17 protein-coding genes are annotated in these 20,524 nt (G+C 44.0%); 13 read left to right on the top strand and 4 right to left on the bottom strand.

Annotated features, from left to right (window positions below):
* Nucleotides 1–146: 146 nt before the first annotated feature.
* On the bottom strand, nucleotides 147–1,166 hold the full coding sequence (locus tag LSG31_RS19120) for a hypothetical protein (RefSeq protein WP_347439595.1): 1,020 nt from the start codon (nucleotides 1,164–1,166) through the stop codon (nucleotides 147–149).
* Between the two features lie 291 nt (nucleotides 1,167–1,457).
* On the opposite strand from LSG31_RS19120, the gene pepF reads away from it, so the two are divergent.
* The 3 genes from pepF (at nucleotide 1,458) to LSG31_RS19105 (ending at nucleotide 5,426) form a co-directional block, all read left to right on the top strand.
* Nucleotides 1,458–3,263, top strand: a complete 1,806-nt coding sequence (pepF, locus tag LSG31_RS19115) for an oligoendopeptidase F (RefSeq protein WP_347436632.1) — start codon at nucleotides 1,458–1,460, stop codon at nucleotides 3,261–3,263.
* A gap of 269 nt (nucleotides 3,264–3,532) precedes the next feature.
* Nucleotides 3,533–3,934 (top strand): ATP-binding protein, encoded by a 402-nt coding sequence (locus tag LSG31_RS19110; protein ID WP_347436631.1) that lies wholly within the window; start codon nucleotides 3,533–3,535, stop codon nucleotides 3,932–3,934.
* Nucleotides 3,867–5,426 (top strand): ATP-binding protein, encoded by a 1,560-nt coding sequence (locus tag LSG31_RS19105; protein WP_347436630.1) that lies wholly within the window; start codon nucleotides 3,867–3,869, stop codon nucleotides 5,424–5,426. The genes LSG31_RS19110 and LSG31_RS19105 overlap by 68 nt, the downstream gene beginning before the upstream one ends.
* A 91-nt stretch (nucleotides 5,427–5,517) precedes the next feature.
* Here the strand turns inward: LSG31_RS19105 and bcaP are convergent, their stop codons facing one another.
* The 3 genes from bcaP to LSG31_RS19090 all read right to left on the bottom strand — a co-directional run bounded on the left by bcaP (nucleotide 5,518) and on the right by LSG31_RS19090 (nucleotide 10,277).
* Nucleotides 5,518–6,912, bottom strand: a complete 1,395-nt coding sequence (bcaP, locus tag LSG31_RS19100; protein WP_347436629.1) for a branched-chain amino acid transporter BcaP — start codon at nucleotides 6,910–6,912, stop codon at nucleotides 5,518–5,520.
* A 321-nt stretch (nucleotides 6,913–7,233) separates the two neighbouring features.
* Nucleotides 7,234–8,484 (bottom strand): MFS transporter, encoded by a 1,251-nt coding sequence (locus LSG31_RS19095; RefSeq protein ID WP_347436628.1) that lies wholly within the window; start codon nucleotides 8,482–8,484, stop codon nucleotides 7,234–7,236.
* A 494-nt stretch (nucleotides 8,485–8,978) separates the two neighbouring features.
* The gene (locus tag LSG31_RS19090) at nucleotides 8,979–10,277 is read right to left on the bottom strand and encodes an IS110 family RNA-guided transposase (protein ID WP_347436551.1); all 1,299 of its coding nucleotides are present in this window, start codon (nucleotides 10,275–10,277) and stop codon (nucleotides 8,979–8,981) included.
* Between the two features lie 365 nt (nucleotides 10,278–10,642).
* On the opposite strand from LSG31_RS19090, the gene LSG31_RS19085 reads away from it, so the two are divergent.
* From LSG31_RS19085 to LSG31_RS19040, 10 genes are all read left to right on the top strand, one after another.
* Complete coding sequence (locus LSG31_RS19085; protein WP_347436627.1) at nucleotides 10,643–12,355, top strand: hypothetical protein; 1,713 nt, start codon at nucleotides 10,643–10,645, stop codon at nucleotides 12,353–12,355.
* A 173-nt stretch (nucleotides 12,356–12,528) separates the two neighbouring features.
* Nucleotides 12,529–12,753 carry a NifU family protein gene (locus LSG31_RS19080; protein WP_347436626.1) on the top strand — a complete coding sequence of 75 codons (225 nt, stop codon included), beginning with the start codon at nucleotides 12,529–12,531 and terminating at the stop codon, nucleotides 12,751–12,753.
* 250 nt (nucleotides 12,754–13,003) lie between these two features.
* Nucleotides 13,004–14,122, top strand: a complete 1,119-nt coding sequence (locus LSG31_RS19075; protein ID WP_347436625.1) for an HAD family hydrolase — start codon at nucleotides 13,004–13,006, stop codon at nucleotides 14,120–14,122.
* A gap of 566 nt (nucleotides 14,123–14,688) precedes the next feature.
* On the top strand, nucleotides 14,689–15,708 hold the full coding sequence (locus LSG31_RS19070) for an ABC transporter ATP-binding protein (protein WP_347436624.1): 1,020 nt from the start codon (nucleotides 14,689–14,691) through the stop codon (nucleotides 15,706–15,708).
* The gene (locus tag LSG31_RS19065) at nucleotides 15,708–16,514 is read left to right on the top strand and encodes an ABC transporter permease (protein WP_347436623.1); all 807 of its coding nucleotides are present in this window, start codon (nucleotides 15,708–15,710) and stop codon (nucleotides 16,512–16,514) included. The genes LSG31_RS19070 and LSG31_RS19065 overlap by 1 nt, the downstream gene beginning before the upstream one ends.
* A gap of 7 nt (nucleotides 16,515–16,521) precedes the next feature.
* Complete coding sequence (locus tag LSG31_RS19060) at nucleotides 16,522–17,310, top strand: ABC transporter permease (RefSeq protein WP_347436622.1); 789 nt, start codon at nucleotides 16,522–16,524, stop codon at nucleotides 17,308–17,310.
* Between the two features lie 17 nt (nucleotides 17,311–17,327).
* Nucleotides 17,328–17,540: a hypothetical protein gene (locus LSG31_RS19055; protein WP_347436621.1), complete on the top strand. Its 213-nt coding sequence runs from the start codon at nucleotides 17,328–17,330 to the stop codon at nucleotides 17,538–17,540.
* Entirely contained in the window at nucleotides 17,477–18,562 is a 1,086-nt protein-coding gene (locus tag LSG31_RS19050) for a M24 family metallopeptidase (RefSeq protein WP_347436620.1), read from the top strand. The genes LSG31_RS19055 and LSG31_RS19050 overlap by 64 nt, the downstream gene beginning before the upstream one ends.
* Nucleotides 18,563–18,758: 196 nt before the next feature.
* A complete protein-coding gene (locus LSG31_RS19045; RefSeq protein ID WP_347436619.1) occupies nucleotides 18,759–20,081 on the top strand; it encodes a restriction endonuclease in 1,323 nt (440 codons plus the stop codon).
* Nucleotides 20,082–20,227: 146 nt separating this feature from the next.
* Nucleotides 20,228–20,410 (top strand): hypothetical protein, encoded by a 183-nt coding sequence (locus tag LSG31_RS19040; RefSeq protein WP_347436618.1) that lies wholly within the window; start codon nucleotides 20,228–20,230, stop codon nucleotides 20,408–20,410.
* Nucleotides 20,411–20,524 lie beyond the last annotated feature (114 nt).

Genomic DNA, 20,524 nt, shown 5'->3' with positions numbered 1-20,524 from the left:
GAATACGGGCTTTTGGAAAAAAAGAAAAACGATAAAATGAATGGATCATGGTATTCGTAAGAGAAAGAAAACAGGCGTATGATTATCATGCGCCTGTTTTCTCTATATTCTGGTTTATCGATGCTTTTGTATTTCTCGATTGTTGATTATTGATACATATACCCTAAGTCTTGAGAAATATGTTGTTGAACGATTTGCGGGTTTGTACCAAATTGACCGAGAGTGCTGGATTGGCCATGCATCGCACCTGCTTGTGCGGATGTCATGGTTCCTTGGCCTTGGGTGAGATCATTTTGAATGTGCTGGCGAACCACCTGCGGGTCTGTGCCAAATTGGCTGAGTGTGCTGCCGTAGCCTTGCATGCCGCCCGTTGATGGCATGCCCATTGCCCCCATTTGTGCAGGATTGCCGGTTAAGTCACTTTGAATCTGTTGACGGACCACTTGCGGGTTTGTGGCAAATTGGCCAAGGGTGCTACCGTAGCCCTGCATGCCGCCCACGGATGGCATGCCCATATTGCTCCATTGGGAACGACCGCCGCTTACATCACTTTGAATCTGTTGGCGAACCACTTGCGGATTTGTGCCAAATTGGCCAAGAGTACTGCCATAGCCATAGCCCTGCATGCCACCCATGGATGGCATGCCCATGCTTCTCATTTGCTGATTTTGGTAATTGTTTAGATCCTCTTGGATATGTTGACGAACCACCTGCGGATCTGTGCCGAATTGCGACAGCGTTCCACCATACCCATATGTTTGTACAGGATGTTGAGCATATGGCGGGATGCTGCCTTGCCGGATGTCTTGGTTGATTTGCTCTCGTACGTATTGTGCCTGTGTCGGGGATGCCTGCATGACTTGATGAAATACTCCCTGGTTGTAGTATCCCTGATTTTGTACGGGTTGATATTGGCCGCTTTGTGCATATGCATTCATATAATGCCCGGCATATTGACTTTGTCCCAGGTCTTGCGCGATCTGCTGGCGAACTGCTTGCGGATTGGTCGCGCCTGTGTGCATAATCGAATAATTGCCCCCCATAGACCCTTGCCCCAAGTCCTGCTGGATATGTTGCTGAACGGTTTGCGGGTTTGTTCCAAACTGTGAGAGCGTAGATCCACTGTAACCATATTGATTTTGCTGATTGCTGAACATTTGTTGCAAAAGTTTCATCTCCTTCTTAATATGTATAAAAGTCATATCGGAAACCAGATATAGTATGTGTTGCAATAGAAAATTCATGCAGAAATTTTGTCGTGAAATGGGAAATAAGCTGTCTGGTTTTTTGAACATTTTCTGGAAGTCCACTATAATGAAGTTGATGTGGAGCAACCCCTTTTAAAAACGATTCGTTTCTGTGCGTTTCCAGCAGCGAAAGGAACGCGCGATTGGCAAGTCAACCTCGTTTCGTACGCAAAAGGACGATTTTTACATTTTCGAGTTGGAGGAGATTTCATGGCGTCAAAACAATTGGCAAAACGAAGTGAAGTTGAAGTCATTTATAAATGGCAATTGGAAGATTTATTTGCAAACTTGGAAGAGTGGGAACAGGAGTTCCGGAAGATCAAACAGATGCTCGAAACGTTTCCCTCCTTCCAGGGGAAGCTGGCGGATCCACAGGTGTTAAAACGATGCCTGGAACTCGATGATCAAATCGGACAAATGACAGAGCGCGTATATGCATACGCACATATGCGCCATCATGAAGATACGTCCAATGGACAATACCAGGCGCTGAGTGAAAGGGCGACACATCTGACGGTCGAGGTCTCCAATGTAACGTCTTTTATATCACCTGAGTTGACAGCATTGCCGGATGATGTATGGGATACGCTTTTACATAATGAGTCCCTATCCTTCTACAAAAATTCCCTGGAACAACTGGTCCGCATGAAGCCGCATGTGCTGACAGAGGCGGAAGAAGCGATTCTTGCACAGGCGTCCGTGATGGCCAACGCTCCCCAGACGATTTTCACCATGATCAATAATGCAGACATGCGCTTTCCTGAAGTGAAGGACGAACAGGGAAATGAAGTAGAACTGACACATAGCCGCTATGGACATCTGATGGAAAGCAAGGATCGAAACGTCCGTCAACAGGCGTTTGCGGCGATGTATGACACGTACCGGAAACAAAAAAATACGATTGCAACGACATTGACATCAAATGTATCCAAAAATATCTTTTATTCCCGCGTTCGCAAGTATCCGTCCGTACTGGAGTCCGCTCTTTACGGAGATAATATTCCGAGCACCGTTTATACCAATTTAATTGAAACGGTTCATGCATATTTGCCTTTGCTATATCGTTATTTTTCCCTGCGCAAACAAGCATTGGGAGTCGATGAACTGCATTTGTATGACTTGTACTGTCCGTTGCAATCCGATTTTGATTGGAAAATCACATATGAAGAAGCAAAACATACGGTTGCAAAAGCGTTGCAAGTCCTGGGCGAGGACTACGTTTCCCAATTGCGGGAAGGGTTTGAGAACGGCTGGATCGATGTTTACGAGAATGTGGGAAAACGTTCAGGAGCATATTCGTGGGGTGCCTATGGAACACATCCGTACGTGTTGTTAAACCATCAGGACAATGTCAGAAGCATGTTTACGCTGGCACATGAAATGGGCCATGCATTGCATAGCCATTATTCAGACCATGCATTGCCGTATCGGTATGCACAATATACGATCTTTTTGGCAGAAGTTGCTTCAACGACAAATGAAGCGCTTTTGATGGAATATCTTCTAAAGTCGGCGAACGTGCAGCAGCGTTTGTATCTATTGACGTATTATGCCGATCAATTCAAATCCACGGTGTTCCGGCAAACGATGTTTGCAGAATTTGAAAAAATTGTGCATGAACGGATGGAGCAGGGGGAAGCTCTTACGGCAGACGAATTGTCAAAGATCTATTATGAATTGAATCTGCTTTATCACGGGGATGCTGTGACGGTTGACCGGGATATCGAACTGGAATGGGCGAGAATCCCCCACTTTTATACCAGTTTTTACGTATACAAGTATGCAACTGGATTCTCCGCAGCTACCGCATTTGCGAAACAAGTCATTGAACAAGGACAAGAAGCGGTCGATCGGTACATTCAGAAATTTTTACAAGCCGGCGGAAAGGACTATTCCATCGAGATCTTAAAAGCAGCCGGTGTGGATATGTCATCGCCGGAACCGATCCGCCAGGCGTTTGCCGTATTTGAATCTGTACTCGATCAGTTGGAAGAAGTTTTAAGAGAAAGAAAGTAAAATGTTTCAGGGATTCCATTTCACAGGTTTCTCACCGGATGAAAACAGGTGATAGCTGTTGATGTCTGGTGGGAACCGTGAAGGTTCTGAAAAGTATGAACAATAAAGACAAAATCATGTTCAATGAAATACTAGTCAATCGAAATGATAGCAATCGAAATGATAGCAATCGAAATGATAGATATTTTCCAGGGGATTTGATACAGTATTAAATAGAATTTATTATAAAACCTGTAATTTCACATGTAAATATAAAGGAAATGCTAGAAATGACTCAGCAGATTTTTATTCGATCAGAAAATGATATTTTTTATGTATTATCAAAAATTCGCACTCTGTTACAAGAATTGCAGCCTTCGGATATGGAAAGACAAAAAGTTCTTGTTAGCGTTTCCGAATTAGCTCACAATATTTTAGATCATGCAGATGGCAAAGGGTATATTCAATGTGAGCGGATCGGCTCAGAAATTTTGATTGAGGCTGCTGACAGCGGACCCGGATTGCAGAACGCCGAAAGCTCATGTATGAGAAAAACTTCTATTTCAAGACGTGGCTTGGGCAAAGGGTTGGCTGGAGTGCATCGATTAATGGATGAAGTACTTGTTGAAACTTCTGAGAGAGGAACGAGAATTATTGCAACAAAAAGAATCCAGTCAAGAAGCGCAAAATAACACGTTAAACCGCCTGGCAGCAATCGGACAATTATCTGCAGGCATTGCCCATGAAGTGCGCAATCCACTTACATCTGTCAAAGGTTTTTTACAACTGCTGCATAAGGAGAGTCCGCACACCTATACGGAGATTGCTCTTGCAGAGCTGGATCGGGCGATCGATACGTTGCAAAATTTATTGCAAGTATCCAAACCGGACCAGGACACGGAACCTTTTCGAGAGTTTTGTTTATATTCGGAAATCGAATCGATTTTGTACTTGTTTCAAGACAAGCTATATACGGTTTCTGTGAAACAGACGTTTGAAAATCCGGACGTGACGATTTACGGGAAACGGAATCAATTAAAGAAGGCATTTTTTAATTTGTTAAAAAATTCCTTTGAAGCAATACCGGAAAAGGGAGAAGTAGAAATTCGCCAATATGTTGTAGGCAAATTTCTGTACTTAATGATACGAGATACAGGTGTTGGCATACCGGATGAAAAGATGCGCCTGCTTGGCACTCCATTTTTTACGACGAAGACGGAAGGTACAGGCATGGGGTTGGCACAGGTGTTTTCTGCTATCTATCAACATGGCGCCAGCATCGACGTAGAAAGTGAAGTAGGCGTCGGAACCACGTTTCTTATCAAATTCCCGATTGTCAAAGATAAAAGGCTGGGAGTGACGAAATTGGAGCTTGTACAGACAGAGTCAGACCGATTTCTTGATTTCTATAAAGTCAATCATCAGGCATTTCTGCATGCGTTGATGCAAGAGGCAGAACAGACGTTTCGAATGGTAAAGGAAAATCAAATCCAATCGATCGATCTGCTGCAAACAATGGACAGTCTGGTGACAGCTCTTGACGAGGGGCAATATCATGTGCTGGTTTTATTATCGCAAGAACATGGGGTGGAGTGGGCCAAATCCGGATTGTCTCTTTCGTTAAAATTAGAATGGCTGCAAGCGTTTCGAAAAGTGTATTGGGACTTTTTATATAATTTTCATAAAAACCATGAGCTAACAACAGAAGAATTTTTTGAACTTGAGAGAAAGACCAATTATACGATCGATGCATTTGTCCATCATTTTACAGCCAATTATACGAAGTATAAGGATGAAGTGTTGCAATCGCAACAGGAGATTATTGAAGAATTGACCGTTCCGCTCATACCCATGTCTGCCAAAATCGCAGTCTTGCCGCTTGTGGGAACATTGGATACCTATCGTGCCAAACGGATACAAGAACGGGTATTGCATCGTATATCTTCCTTGAATCTTTCCCGTGTCATTATCGACCTTTCCGGTGTGCCATTTATGGATACGGCTGTTGTCAGCCATCTTTTCCGGATCATTGACGGCATTACATTGCTTGGCTGCAAAGCGATTATCACTGGAATCCGGCCGGAAATTGTCAATACGATGATCGAATTGGGAATTGAAATGCCGGCGAAAGTCGTGACATTAGGTTCACTGCAGCAGGCTCTTGAACAATTTGGTTTAAATTAATTTTTATAAATTGAAATATAAAAAGCAAAGCCGCCCCAGCGGAAAACGGCTTTAAGGCGGCGCCAAAGAATCTTTCCAAAAAGTACTCTACTTATGCTTTGCTGTGTAACTCGCTATGTGTTCGTCCATAAAACGCATATACCAGCAAACCAATGATAAACCAGATTAAAAATGCTTCCCAAGTAATGGCTCGCAATTGAATCATCAAATACACACAGGCAATCGCGGACACGATCGGTGTAAATGGAACGCCCGGTGCGCGAAACGCCCTTGGCAAATCCGGTTGTGTGCGGCGTAAAACGATAACGCCGATCGAGACCAACGCAAATGCTGCCAATGTGCCAATGGATACCAAATCAGCCAATACATCCAAAGGAACAAATCCTCCCACGAGGGCTGCGATGATACCGGTCAACCATGTGGAACCATACGGCGTTTTAAACCGGGGATGAACGGTAGAGAACGCCTTAGGCAATAATCCGTCTCTGGACATGGCATAAAAAATGCGGGTTTGGCCGTAGATCATAACGAGCAAAACGGTAGTAATACCGCAAATCGCTCCTAATGAGATAAAACCTGCGACCCAATTTTGGTGGACAAATATCATGGCAAAGGATACAGGATTTTTCACATTCAATTGAGAATACGGTACGATTCCCGTCAGAATTCCTGAAACCACGATATAGAGAACGGTACAAATCACCAACGATGCGATAATTCCGATCGGCAAATCCCGCTGCGGCCGTTTCACTTCCTCAGCAGCCGTGGAGACGGCGTCGAAACCGATATAGGCAAAAAATACGGTTGCGGCACCCGTAGCTACGCCGGAGAAACCAAAAGGCATAAACGGCGTCCAGTTGGACGGCTTCACATATCCGGCACCAACTATAATAAACAATACGACTACGATCAATTTGATAAACACGATGAGATTGTTGACGCGTGTAGATTCTTTCACGCCCCGGGATAATAAGAATGTAATCAATAAAACGATGACAATTGCGGGCAAATCGAAATAAGTTCCTTTTGCCGGATTCCATGCACTGGAAATCACAGTGGGTATATGGACGCCGAATCCGCTTAACAAACTCTGGAAATAACCAGACCATCCGGCAGAAACAGCCGATGCGGCAAGTCCGTACTCCAGAATCAAATCCCAGCCGATGATCCAGGCGATGATTTCGCCTAAGGATGCATAACTATATGTATACGCACTTCCGGCTACGGGAACGGACGATGCAAATTCAGCATAGCACAGTCCTGCGAACACGCAGGCAATTCCCGCCAAGATAAACGAAATTACGAGTGCGGGTCCGGCATGTTGGGCAGCCGTTACCCCAGTTAAAACAAAAATACCGGTTCCGATAATGCCACCGATTCCAAGGAATGTTAAATCGAGCGGTCCCAGAACCTTTTTTAAAGATTGATTGTTTTTTTCTGTCTCTTTCAACAGTGTCGATATGGATTTTTTTCTAAATAGACTCATTTCTTACTCCTCTTTCCCGATGATGTCCAAGTTTACATTTGAGTATCGAAAAAGTCAAAAAATAATGATTACTAAAAAATTAAAAAATAAAAAGAAAAACCGGATTTAGAATACAGTAACGACGAATTTCGATGTTTTTCGACAAATTTTAAAATCTCATGCTTTTTTATAAATAACAAAAAATTTATATTTTACTTAAAATTCATACTATAATGAAAAATTCCACTTCTCAATGAAAGATCCCGTTTCAAAAACGTAGCAATAAACATAGTATGCGAATTTTTAAAGCTTCCCATGTAATCCTTAATCTGTATTCAAAAATTACTTATTTTTTAATAATCGCTTCCTTTTTTGTCTGATAAAATGTGTGTGTCGATCGTTTTTCTCAATCGTTTCATGAGCAAAAAATGTAGTATTGATTTTTACCGACCGGAAAATAAATACGGCGATTACTTGCATGACGCCTAGTGTCAAGAGATAGATCGGGATCCATTCTTTCGGAAAGACGTCATACCCCAGTAGAAAGCTCCCTACACTTAGCACGCGCCCGGTATTTAAACAAATCTCCCGCTCCACCAGATACTCTTGTTGATGAATTTCATGCGCCTCATCAATCACATGCAATACCCGCGTCAGAAAAGGGACAGAAAATACGGGAACGGATATGGCAGTAATTAACCCGTAGAGCATAACCATGGTAAAATTTAACCGGATCATAAAAACTGCGATCGCTGCAGTCGAAAGCATGGATCCAACGATCATGCACTCGTTGAACCAACGTTTGCTTAAATATTTTCCCATTATAAAAAAGGAAATACTGGAAATGAAAGCGGTAATTGCGCTATACTTCCCTAATGACATTTCACTTTGTGTCGTGATGTAAACAAGAATGGCTGGAAGATAGGAAAATACTCCTTCCTTCATCCCTTGTAAAACATTCCCTACGAGAATTTTGTTCCAGTTTGGGTGTTGTCGCCGGAATAAAGGAGCTGTCGGAATATCGTACGGTTTTGCATGCAAACGAAATGACAGCAAGAAAGCGATCAAGAATAAGCTGACAGAAAGTCCGAAGATCAAAAAATATCCCAAATTCCCTGCCGTGTTTGTAATGATGATTCCTGAAACGAGCGGCGCCGCCACATTTGACAACGAATTGAAAACTCCAATATAACCGTTGAAACTGGCGCGTTGGTGTTCTTGTAGAACTCGAAATGACAACAAATTGTAGGCAAACCAGTAAAAACCGGCGCCAATCCCGAACGTGATTCCCAACACATACGGATTGGCATAGGATTTCAGGAAAAGTAGCAGCCCGTAGGAGATTCCGTAAAAAAAAATGCCAGCCCGGATATAAAGCTCCGAATGCTTCCACGGAAGTTTTCGACATATGGAAAAGAGGATGGGAATCATGACGAACTGCATTCCGTTATAAAGTGCAATTGCACTTAGACTTTTGTGTTCCTTCCAGAAAAAAACGTTTAGAAATGCAGTCGATAAAGCGGTTGCCAGTGTAAAAAGCGTTCCGATTGCAAACATGTATTTTGCGGCTGGTGCCCAATGTTCATTTGTCAAATTGGAAAACCTCCCACTATAAAGTAATGTTTTCTCCTGTTTTCTCGCTCATTCTTAGTTTTACAACTTTGACACCTTGAGGATATTGGATGAAAATTGAATTCAATACATTTTTTTCTGTAAGAGCCGGTGGCAGGAATAGGGCTTGAAAGTCTTGATTTCCAAACTGTGGATAAAATGGTATGATCGCACAGTGGATCTCCACGTTCTCCCTCGGGGTTTACCCTCCCATGTCACGCTGGGTCTATGCCCTTACATTCCTTCGTTCTACCTCTCAAGGGGTGGAGGCCGATTCTTGCTCCTCGACTGGGTCGTTGCCCTTATGGATAAAATCCTTCGGCTTCTCCGGTGCTTCCGTTGTCAAAGTTGTGCACATCTGAATAATCGAGTTTTCAGTTTGTTGATAATGTTGAATTTGTGAAATATCCAGTTGTGGATATTTCATTTATTAAAAACCAGATACTAAGCTGTTGATACGTGTTCTATTTTTTATTTTATGCTGCACTTTGTTGTAGCTGGGCTTGTCGGACTGGCCCCAGTACATCGTTTGCGTTATACTCTTTCTGCTTTGTCCCCAATGTATAAAGTACGCGAACCAGTTTTCCACATAAGGCGATGATCGACTGCTTCTTTTTTAACGGATTCTGACTACGTGTCGTGTAATACTTGTGCAGCTCTTTAAATTCTTCGTTTTTGGCCACCATCGGTAGCATGGCGCGAAACAAGATGCCTCTTAATCGAGAACGACCCCGCTTGCTGATCCCCGTTTTCCCCTTCCGTTTTCCAGAACTATTCTCAGTCAAATTCAGTCCAGCCAAGCGGATGATTTGCTGTCCGTGATCATAGTTGTTGAGATCGCCAACCTCCGCTAGGAAACCGGCGACGGTCAGAACACCAACCCCTGGGATGCTCAGCATCTGCCGAGTTCCGGGGATCTTCTCAAGAATCTGCAAGACTTGCGCCATAATGGTTTCTTCCTGCTTGCCATACAGATCGTACTGCTGCAGCAAGATAGTCAGCTCGATTCGAGCCGCTGCCAGTCCCTCGGTAAGCCCGATGGAAGCCGTTGCGGTCGCATAGAGCTGCTCCGCTCTCTTAATGCCCACCCCACGCTTGATTTCCGTCTTCCAATGTGAGAGAACGCCTCTGGCGCCTACGGAGACAATCTCCTCTGGAGTTGGAAACTGACGCATGGTCATGAGGGACGCTTTCCCTTCCCAGTCCTTAAATACCTGTGGATACTCTGGAAAGTAGCGGTCAAACCAGTTTGTGATCCGTGTTTTCACTTGAATCAAGCTCACCATGACCTTCTCGCGAAGATTCATCAGAATGCGTAATTCTGCGTATTCCTTGGTCGGTAAGTTAGGTTCTGAGTACTTTCCATTCCGAATGAGGTCGGCAATGACTTTTGCATCCTTGTAGTCGCTTTTGGTCTGTGAGTTGTCCTCGAGCTCCTTGCTCTTGTTCACATGATGCGGATTGACAACAACAACCTGAATGCCTTGCTCCTTCAAAAACGCCGCTAACGGGAACCAGTAGTGTCCAGTCGGTTCAATGCCGAATATAATGTCTGTTTTCTCATGAATTCGGCCAAGCTCCTTCATCCACGCTGCCAGCTTCGTCAGCCCTTCCTGGTCGTTGTGAAACACACAGTCCTTCCCAAGCTCAATTCCACGGAAATCCACAGCTCGAGCTACGTGTATCTTCTTTGCGATGTCAGCTCCAACCACCAATGTGTTCTCGGTAATTCTTGTAATCCGTTGATTCTGTTTCTGCTTCGTCTTATACTTCATGTGAGCGCCTCTTTTCGTATGTAGGTATTGTTCTGCGTCGAACGTTTCCTAGTATACAAGAGGTGCTTTTTTCGTTCAAAGCTTAAATTACTTCATTACAGGAATTGCTCCTTCTATAATAACTCTTGACCAAACGGCATCGGCACATGCATGGAAACTTTATACGATTCATGGCAGCTGCCGTTGTTTTCGTGTAATTCTTTGAAAGTACCAAGCATCTTTACAGCCGACAGAAGCATCACATACCTGCTGCTGTCTGAAATGAATAAAATTTTGTGGATACGATTTCAATCTGCACGAATGTTTGTTTTAATAGAGTGTAACAGTACGTAATTTACATAAAACCTAAATTGAACGGTGATGGCATGTATCTCAAACAAATACGCACCTATATTTTGCTTGCGGTTGTTTTGCTTGTATATGGGTATTTTTTGTACCTGCCTTTTCGAAGTGAATCGATGAATGACATAATCGTGGATTATAGCCGCGCAGTCGGGAATTTACACGTGGACGAACCGTTGTATGGAACAGAACTGAATGATGTGTTAAGTCAAAACCTGAAATTGCGGGGCATATTTTATCACCGATTTCGTGATGCGAATGAAACAGCGGATCAGTTGGCGTATTGGAATGCGGAAAGTATGACGCATAGGATCCAATTGGAATTGCTGATTTTATCGCTCAATCATGATTTGTATCAACAGACCGATGGAGTGGCACAGGAAAAACCATCCTATGCGGATTATCAACAGATTGCTACGTTAATTCAGAATCTTTCCGATACGAACATATCAAAGGCGGATGAATTGCAAAAACGTGCGTTTCAACTTATGAAGACAACAGGGCTGCCAAATCTGGGCGGAATTTATATACTTGCACATGATCTGGTTTTGCTCATGCAGATGAATGATCCGATAAATAAGCAATTCTGTCAGATTGATTTAAATCTTTTGCGTGAAAAAGCAAAGAGTTTTGAGGGGCCCATGCAAGGACCGCAGATGATCGGAAAAGGAATGATACGTGATTCATTTATCGATGCGGAAGTTGACGATGCCATATCGACGGTGCAAATGGCAAGCCGGATGAGCAAGAAAGCCGATACGGATCCGATGCAGTCCATTGCGTTGGAATCCTATACGATTCCATCGATTCCCGCAAGCAACGGACAGTCGTATGTCAAAATGGTCGGCATTGATAATGGAGTTGCCTATCGGGCGTTAGTTGGCTCGGTTTTTAACTGGGATGTTCCCAATGGAAAATACAATGTGGAAATTCATCGGGATCAAGATTTTGTGTGGGCGAAAACATTGCCGCTTGCTGATGACATGCAGATTGAAGCAAATCTTGTCCGGAGCGATCAAACATTGCTGACTGTTTTTAAACCATCGATCATGGAATCGATTCAGCAAATCGGTTATAATTTGCTGGATTTTATTCATCAATCCAATGAACCGCAAGCAGGTCTCACGTACATGTCTTTTGAACAGGTAGTGGAGCAACTGCCGACGGGAACGGAAACAAATGTGGCTGATCAATATAAAAAAGACATTCAACCCGAGCAAGTGATTACCGAATTGCGGCAAATGAATGACCAATTATACAACATTGTGTATCATCATGGCAGTTCCAACAATCAATGGAAACAAATGATAGCCGCAGCGTTTCCCCGTTCGCAAATAACCGAAGTTGCGTCGTTGTGGCCACCAGGGAAATTGACGGAGCCGATCAAGCTTGATTATATATTTATCGACGTCAAGGCGTTTCGGATGACGCCGACGCCCGCTTTGTACGTCACATTTGCCTGGTTTACTCCGGACATGCAGCGGGAAGCGTGGAATGTTACGTTTTCCACGGTTCACGGGCGATTTGTAGTCGCTGGTGTAAACAAAGATGTAGATCCGCATGTATTTTCCCGATTTGGAACATTCTTTAGTTATAAAACGAAAAATCACCTTGAATATTTACAGACGGTGCCATCTGGATCACCTGCCGACTTAAAGCAAACGTGTCGGGAATTATTGCCGGGTGCGGCGGGAGAATCATTATTTCCTGGGCAAGCGCATAATTTGACAAAATGAGCGCTTTGTGAACGCTAAAGAGATTTTGAAGCAAACCAGATCGACGAAACATGTCGGATTTTTGGATTTTACAGGATTGCTAAATATTTACAGAATGATCTTGGGGTAAATTTACTTTAAAAAGAATTTGCGATATACTAGAATTGGTATTTGTTTATATTGGAGGGCTTACTATGTTAGATCGTATTGAAACTGTTTTAGATAAAATTCGTCCCGGTCTCGAAGCGGACGGCGGGAATGTTGAAGTCGTTGAGTTTGACCAAGAGACTGGAGTTTTGTATGTACAAATGCAAGGCGCTTGCGGCGGTTGCCCGATGAGCACCATGACGTTGAAAATGGGAATCGAACGGGCGATTCGTGCGGAACTACCTGAAGTCACGGAAGTAGTTGCTGTTTAATCGAACAGAAATTTTCCTGTTTACAAATAGCAATGGCGCAGATCTGTGGAAAAAGCAAAACAATTCCCCGGTCTTTTGAACAGCGTGTGATCGAATCGTGTATCGGGAGTCAAAGAACAGTGATTTCAACAACAACTTAGGGAAGCATTCGATTCTCTAAGTTGTTTTCTTTATTGTTTTCTTTATTGTTTGCGGCTTTCATTTGTATTATAATGCGACATAAATTCATGAAAGGAAATAGGGAGCGAATATGCACACAATTTTGTTTGATGTCGATGGCGTTTTTTTGAAAGAAGAGAGATATTTTGATGCTTCTGCTTTATGTGTTTGGGAAATCCTCGGAAGTGAAAACTACTTGGGGTTGGGGTTGGATTTCCATCTTCCCGTTGCAGAGTCGACGATTCGAAACATACGCGACATGGTGTTTGATTGCAATCGAGTGTTGAATTTTATCAAAAGCCGAGGGATTAACTCCAATTGGGATATGGTGTTTTTGCAGGTGTCCTATCAACTGGTAAGGGGATTGATTCAACTTGATCAGAAGCAAGTGGCAGAATCTTATTTGCGCGAGCCGTTTACACGTGAATCCTTGCAAGAATTAGGCGCGAAATTTCGTGAAATAGAGCTTAAGCCCGATTACCCGGCCTTTGTGCAAGGATTTGCGGATTCGAGAGCACAGAAACATGAATTGTTTTCCGTGTTTAATCAAATGATCGAGACACATTTCCAAATGGAGTGCAATTTCTTCAGCAGAAATTCTTCCCTTTGGAATTTATGCCAACGGGCGTTTCAAGAGTGGTACATAGGAGAAGAATTATATGTGCAAGAGACGAAAATTCCATTGATTCAAAGCGGTAAACGAGGGTTTTTAAAAGATGAGATCGTATTGGCGCCTGTGGATCGTTTGCAGTCGCTTTTGCAACGGTTGCAGGAGAAAGGCTATACGCTTGGGATTGCTACCGGCAGACCCAATTTGGAAACTCGTGTTCCATTATCGGAAATCGGTGTTCTCAAGTATTTTGATTTGAATCGCGTCGTCACGGCAAGTGATGTGTTGGCAGCGGAACAAAAGTATCCGCAATATGCACCATTAGCGAAGCCTCATCCATTTTGTTACCTGGAAGCATTGTATGGGAAGCAGACGGATATTCTGGAGTTGCTGACACTTGACTTGCCTCTTCCGAACGTTGAGGATATTTTGATTGTCGGTGACTCGCTGGCCGATTATTACGCCGCAAAAGCGATTGGATGCAAGTTTGCCGCTACACTTACAGGGTTGTCGGGGGAAAAGGCGCGCGCGTCTTTTGAAGCGTTAGATACCGATTATATTTTGCAGGATGTATTGGAAATCGAGAATTTGCTGCTGTAGAAACTAAAAATGATTGTTCAAAAAGTGGTTAAACAATCCGCCGTGGAGTTTTGACTACTTTTTGAAATTTCTCTAAAAGTCAAACAAGTCGCAGAAACCGTCAGGAATTCATGTTTCTGTCCATCTGTTCGGCAAATGCTGAGCGCATGGAAGGAATTTGAATTCCTTTTTATACGGGTAAATTTTGGGTGCTGTTTTATCTTTTGATCCTATCTTATTATGCGACTTATGCAGCAATAGAGAAAAAACCCTAGTGTATTTCCACCAGGGTATCAATGGGGTAGGGGTACTATGCCCAAAAGGGGCTTGATTCAATTATACGTCTCCCCTATGGAACCGCACGTTACAAAACTGTGAACATCATGACAGAATTGTGAACGGAATCATTTGTGATCCATTGAAAAAACTGTGCCATTGCAGTACATTGTGTAGGAATGCATAACAGCAGTCTTTGGCAGTTTCGATCACTTCCTTGATTTCACTCTTTTAAGATCTTGCAGAAACCAGTACAATAGCATTTGGACTATTACTTTCGTTTTTGAAGTAAAGGGGAAGGAGAAACGAGCGTGGTTCATAAACAAGACGGCCCGATTGTTGCCGCAAAAGGGCTGACAAAAGAATTTCAGATTTTTAAAAGCCGACCGGGGTTGATGGGGGCCATTCGTGATTTATTCAACAGAGAACATATGATGGTGAATGCTGTCAATCATATTGATTTGCTGATACAACCGGGTGAAATCGTGGGTTATATCGGCTCGAACGGTGCGGGCAAATCAACCACGATCAAGATGTTGACAGGGATTTTAATGCCTACTTCCGGGAACTTGTCAGTGAACGGCATGGTTCCGTATGAGAACCGGGAAGCGTTTGTACGGACAATTGGCGTTGTATTCGGCCAGAGAAGCCAGTTGTGGTGGGATATTGCCGTACGTGAATCCTTTGAATTGCTGCGCAAAGTGTACCGGGTTCCCCTTGAGCGGTATCAACCACATATGGCACACATCATCGAAACGCTAGATCTGGAGGAGTTATTGGACAAACCGGTGCGAAAACTCAGTCTTGGACAGCGAATGCGCTGCGAATTGGCCGCATCCCTGGTTCATAATCCACGCCTGCTGTTTTTGGATGAACCGACGATTGGACTCGATGTGATGGTAAAATTGCGAATCCGTGAATTTTTAAAAGAAATGAATGAACAATATGGGACGACGATCATGCTGACAACACATGATATCGGAGATATCGAAGCGCTGTGTTCCCGCGTGGTGATGTTGGACAAGGGGAATATCATCTATGACGGCACACTGTCAGAACTTCGCGCCAAGTGGGCAGGCGAGCGGGCGGTTCGGGTATCGTTTGCGGATCGTGTAAAAATGGAGTCTTTGCACAGGATATTTGTGGAGCAGCCGGTCGTGATTCAAAGAAATCATGAGTTGGAGTACGAATTTCTTCTAAAGGATCCGTCTTACTCCCTGTCGAATCTGATGACCCAATTGGCGGCACAGTTTCAAGTGCGGGATTTGGCCATGATCGAAACGAGTACGGAGGAGATCGTTCGCCATATCTACGAAGGGGGACGGGCGTAGTGTGGTCAGCCTATCTGGAAATGATTCGAATCAAATTTTTGATGATGCTGGCGTATCGTGTGAATTATTATAGCGGAATTTTAGTGTACAGTATCAATATCGGCGCTTACTATTTTTTATGGAATGCCGTATATGCGAGCAAAATCGGCAGCGGAGCTACGATGGGCGGGCTGAGTGCGGTGCAGATGACCACATACATCGCGATATCCTGGATGGCGCGGGCCTTTTATTTTAATAATCTGGATCGGGAAATCGCAACAGAGATCCGGGATGGCACGGTGGTTGTGGAGTTGTTGCGGCCGTATCATTATCTGGTGATCAAGATCATGCAGGCGTTTGGGGAAGGATTGTTTCGTTTTCTGTTTTTTATGATTCCGGGCATGGTTTTGGCTGTGTTTCTGTTTCCGGTTCAGTTGCCCAAGCACGCTTCCGCTTGGGGGTGGTTTCTGGTGAGTATCGTATTGAGTTTTATTTTAAACTCCATGCTGAATATGCTGACAGGATTAAGTTCGTTTTTTATTTTCAACAATCAAGGACTGATCCGGGCCAAACGCATTTTGGTCGATTTGTTGTCCGGGTTGTTTTTGCCGCTCAGTTATTATCCGCTGTGGGCGCAAAAAATCATGAACGATCTCCCGTTTCAAGGGATCAGCTATCTGCCCAATCTTTTATTTACGGGAGTTCTCCATGGGCATGCCGCTTGGCTTGCCATTGGCCGGCAAATGCTATGGATTGCCATATTCCTTGTGATCTTGCAAATCGTCTGGCGCAAAGCGGCGCGTTCGCTGACAGTGCAAGGGGGGTGATAACCAGATGTTTTATACGTCCATTTGTATGGATTATATGAAGCAATATATGAAATCAAGAATGATTTACCGAACGGATTTCCTGGTGGATTTCTTTTCCAATCTTTTGAATCAATGTATTAACCTATTGTTTATTTTTATCGTGTTTGCAAAAGTTCCCACATTATCCGGCTGGTCTCGGGAAGAAATCGTGTTTATCTACGGGTATTTTTTGATTCCGTATGCAATCTTCGATACCTTTTGGGGAAATCTCTGGAATGTTCAAGATCGGTATATCATAAAAGGCGAAATGGATCGGATATTGACAAGACCTGTGTACAGTCTGTTTCAGATCTTGCTGGAAACGATGACGCTGGAATCCTTGAGCGGAGTGATCACCGGCATTGCCGTTATGGTGTATAGCGGGAATCAATTGCACCTTTCTTTTCAATGGTATGATAGTTTTGTACTGTTGCTGCTGGTGCTGGGCAGTAATTTTGTCTATGGCGGCATTTATGTGACACTTGCCAGCATCGGTTTTTGGACAGATTCGAAAACGGGAATTATTCCGCTGATCTATAATATCGGCAGCTATGGCCGATATCCGGTGGACATTTATAACAAGGCAATACGCGCGCTGTTGACATGGGTGCTGCCATTTGCTTTCGTCGGCGTCTATCCGGCCATGTATTTTTTGCACAAACCCGGATATCTCCTATGGACGATATTGACGCCGATCGTTGGCGCTATCGCCATGACGATTGGCATTTTCGTCTGGAATGCAGGGATAAAAAGGTATCGCGGCGCGGGCTCCTGACATACATGTAAGAAGACATGAAAACCGCGATCATTGAAATTTTGTTCCGTTTGGATTGGATTGGATTGGATTGGATTGGATTGGATTGGATTGGATTGGATTGGATTGGATTGGATTGGATGCAGGCAGGGGCAACTGATTATTGTATCGATTGGGAGGTATATGTATGTTTATGGAACGGCGGAAACGGTTGGCGCAATGGATTGCAGATCAAGCCATTGCCGGGGTGATTGTAACAAATCCCAGACATATCTATTATTTGAGCGGCTTTTTGATCGATCCGCATGAACGGTTTGTCTGTCTGGCATTGTCTGCAGACGGGCAAGCCACGGTTGTCGTGCCGGCTTTGGAAGCGGAAAAAGCCGGCGGCTTCTTTAAGGATACCGAAATGTTTTGCTATAAGGATGGGGATACAGACATCATTCCAGGCTATTTGCAACATTGGAATGGCAGGGGAATTGCCCTCGAGTTTGATACGCTGACTGTGCAGCGCTGCCAAACACTGCAAGGATTTTGGCCGGATAGCAGATTTGTCGACGTTTCTGCAGCTTTTTCCAAATTGCGTCTGTATAAAGACGAAGCAGAAATTGCTCTCTTGGAAGAAGCGTGCCAAACGGCCGATTATGCGGTTGAGATCGCCCGCAAGTCGATTGCAGCAGGGGTCTCGGAATTGGATGTCATTGCGGAAATCGAGTATCAACTGAAAAAACGCGGAGTTTCCGGCATGTCGTTCGCGACAATGGTATTAGGCGGAGAACAAGCGGCCAATCCGCATGGCGTGCCTTCCAAGCGGGCGTTTCGAACAGGTGAGTTGGTGATTGTGGATTTAGGGACCATTCATGCCGGATACTGTTCCGATATCACACGCACGTTTGCCGTTGGGGACATTTCGGCAGATTTGCAAAAGCAATATGAGGTGGTTTACAGGGCGCAAGCGAAAGGTTTGGAAACCGTACAAGCAGGTCTTCCGCTGCGAAATGTGGATATTGCAACGCGCAACGTCATTGCAGAAGAAGGCTATGGGCCATACTTTGTTCACCGCACCGGGCATGGGTTGGGCATGGAAATCCATGAACCTCCATATGTACATGAAAAAGCGGAAGAACAGATCGAAAATGGAATGGCATTTACCATCGAACCTGGCGTATATATTCCCAAAATCGCCGGCGTGCGAATCGAAGATACGGTTGTTGTACAAGCGGGGAAAGGAAGAGCATTGACCCGTTACCCGAAAGAATTGCTGTATGTGTAATAAGCTGGAGGAAGGACGCGGTGTAAGCAAAAATGGCTTGCCAGGCGTCCCTTTTTGTTTCCGGATGCGGGAACGAGAAAATCGTTCGAAACGGATGGCGGTTGCAGTTGCTTTCATTTTTAAACGCAGAATTCTTCTTTCGAGGTAAGGATTGGGAAAAGTTCGGTCATACTGATGAAAGGAGGGATTGCAAGAGATGAAATCACATATAAAAGCCCAACTTTTTATCGTCATTACCGGACTGTCGTTTTTAGGCATCGGTGTACATATGCGTCAATTGGCGCTTAAATTGATTGGCGCCGTGTTTTTGCTCGTTTGGTGGTGGATGTACCTGCGGGAAGATCATCTGCAGGCAGTAACAGGCTATACGAAGAAAAAATGGTCGGAACGTTCCCTGTTGCGCCATATTCGCAGGCATGAAGAAAAATATCTGCAAGTACAACCATACATACAAAGGTTTGCAGTGGCATTCAATGTTTTGCTTCCGTTTGAATGGGAACTCACGGAAGACGATACGTTGCAGGTTGTCAAAACATCTCAGGTTGCCATGGATGGCACAAATAAAGAGGAGGGGCCTTTGGCGTATGAAAAGAATCGGCTGCCGGCATTGCTGCTGGATTTAAAAGAACTTCTGCGCTTGCAAGGAGTCAGCATTGAAGATTTGGATGTATTGATTTTATGGATCAATCGGGCGGTTCATCAACATCGCTGTGAACGCCTGACAGGAAAGCTGCTGGAACAGATGCCAAAATCGTTTTCCGTTGAAGATGTGATTCACCGGTATATCGATTTGATCGGCGATGTTCGCCCGGAAGATTACGGCGTCCGCCCGCTGTATTGTCAAACGCGCTACCTGGCGCAATTTTTGCTTCAACATTTTGATGATTTCGAAATTGCCGAATCGATTCGGCAAAAACAGGTTCCGCGAGAACGGCAACGGCTGGAACATCTATTAGAGACAATTGTGCAAGAACAGTTGGGGGATGTGATACGAGCCAAACGGGTACAGGTGTTGCGGGATGTTCTGATTTCCAAAAAGCCGCCTGCCATACCAAAGACGATTGAGACATTTGACGGACTGGATCAGGATGCTTTCATAAAAGAAGTATTTTTGATGTTTACACATGCGGGCTATCGGGTATCGGATATGACACAAGACGGGCAAGGGGCGGATGCTGTATTGGAAAAACTCGGCGAACGAATCGTATTGCGAACGCAACCGCTCTCCATCGGTCAGGAAGTGCCGTTGATGGTCGTACAACAAACACATGCAGCCCGGGCTTTTTATGAAGCAGATCGTGCATGGATTGTTACAAATCGGCAATTTGCTGATGCGGCAATATCGCTGGCAAGCAGGGTAGGCATTCAATTGTTTGACAGATCGCAAATGAGCAGGTTAATTAAACGGTTTTATCTCGTAGATGCCGACTATGTATCACTTTTATTCGGTCGGTCTGACGATACGTTCGTATTGGACAGACAAGAAACCAAACGGTGGAATCTCGTTCATGAAAAATGATACAAACTGTGTTATAATTACGTAAAGAATGTTAATGTGTTGTATAAAACTTTCTTTTTTTGTTAGAAATGAAAAGAAGGAATTTGCAAGAGAAATGTCGAATTTTTGTCATAATACTCATTCCTTGAGAAGAGGTGTCTTTTCTTATGAATGAACGCACCCCTTTGCCTCCATCGAAAATGAGTGAAGAAGAGTTTTTGTCCTGGCTTCGTTCATATTTTTCTACCGAGCAAGATCCTCTTGTCACACTTCATAGAAACATAAAAAAACGTAAGACAAACTCTCTCACCCATTTGCAGATGGAAGATGAAGACGACGGACTTTCATAAAGTTCGTCGAAGTAGGAGACATTCGTCTCTTACTGCAGAGTCGGTAAGCGTTTACAATATGATCGCGTATTGATTATAGATCTTTCAATCGAGTGTTATATATAGGAAATAGAA

The organism is Fodinisporobacter ferrooxydans (assembly GCF_022818495.1).
In the GTDB taxonomy this organism is placed as follows: domain Bacteria; phylum Bacillota; class Bacilli; order Tumebacillales; family MYW30-H2; genus Fodinisporobacter; species Fodinisporobacter ferrooxydans.
The sequence above is the reverse complement of the archived record's forward strand: the minus strand, read 5'-3'. Positions and strand labels throughout refer to the sequence as shown.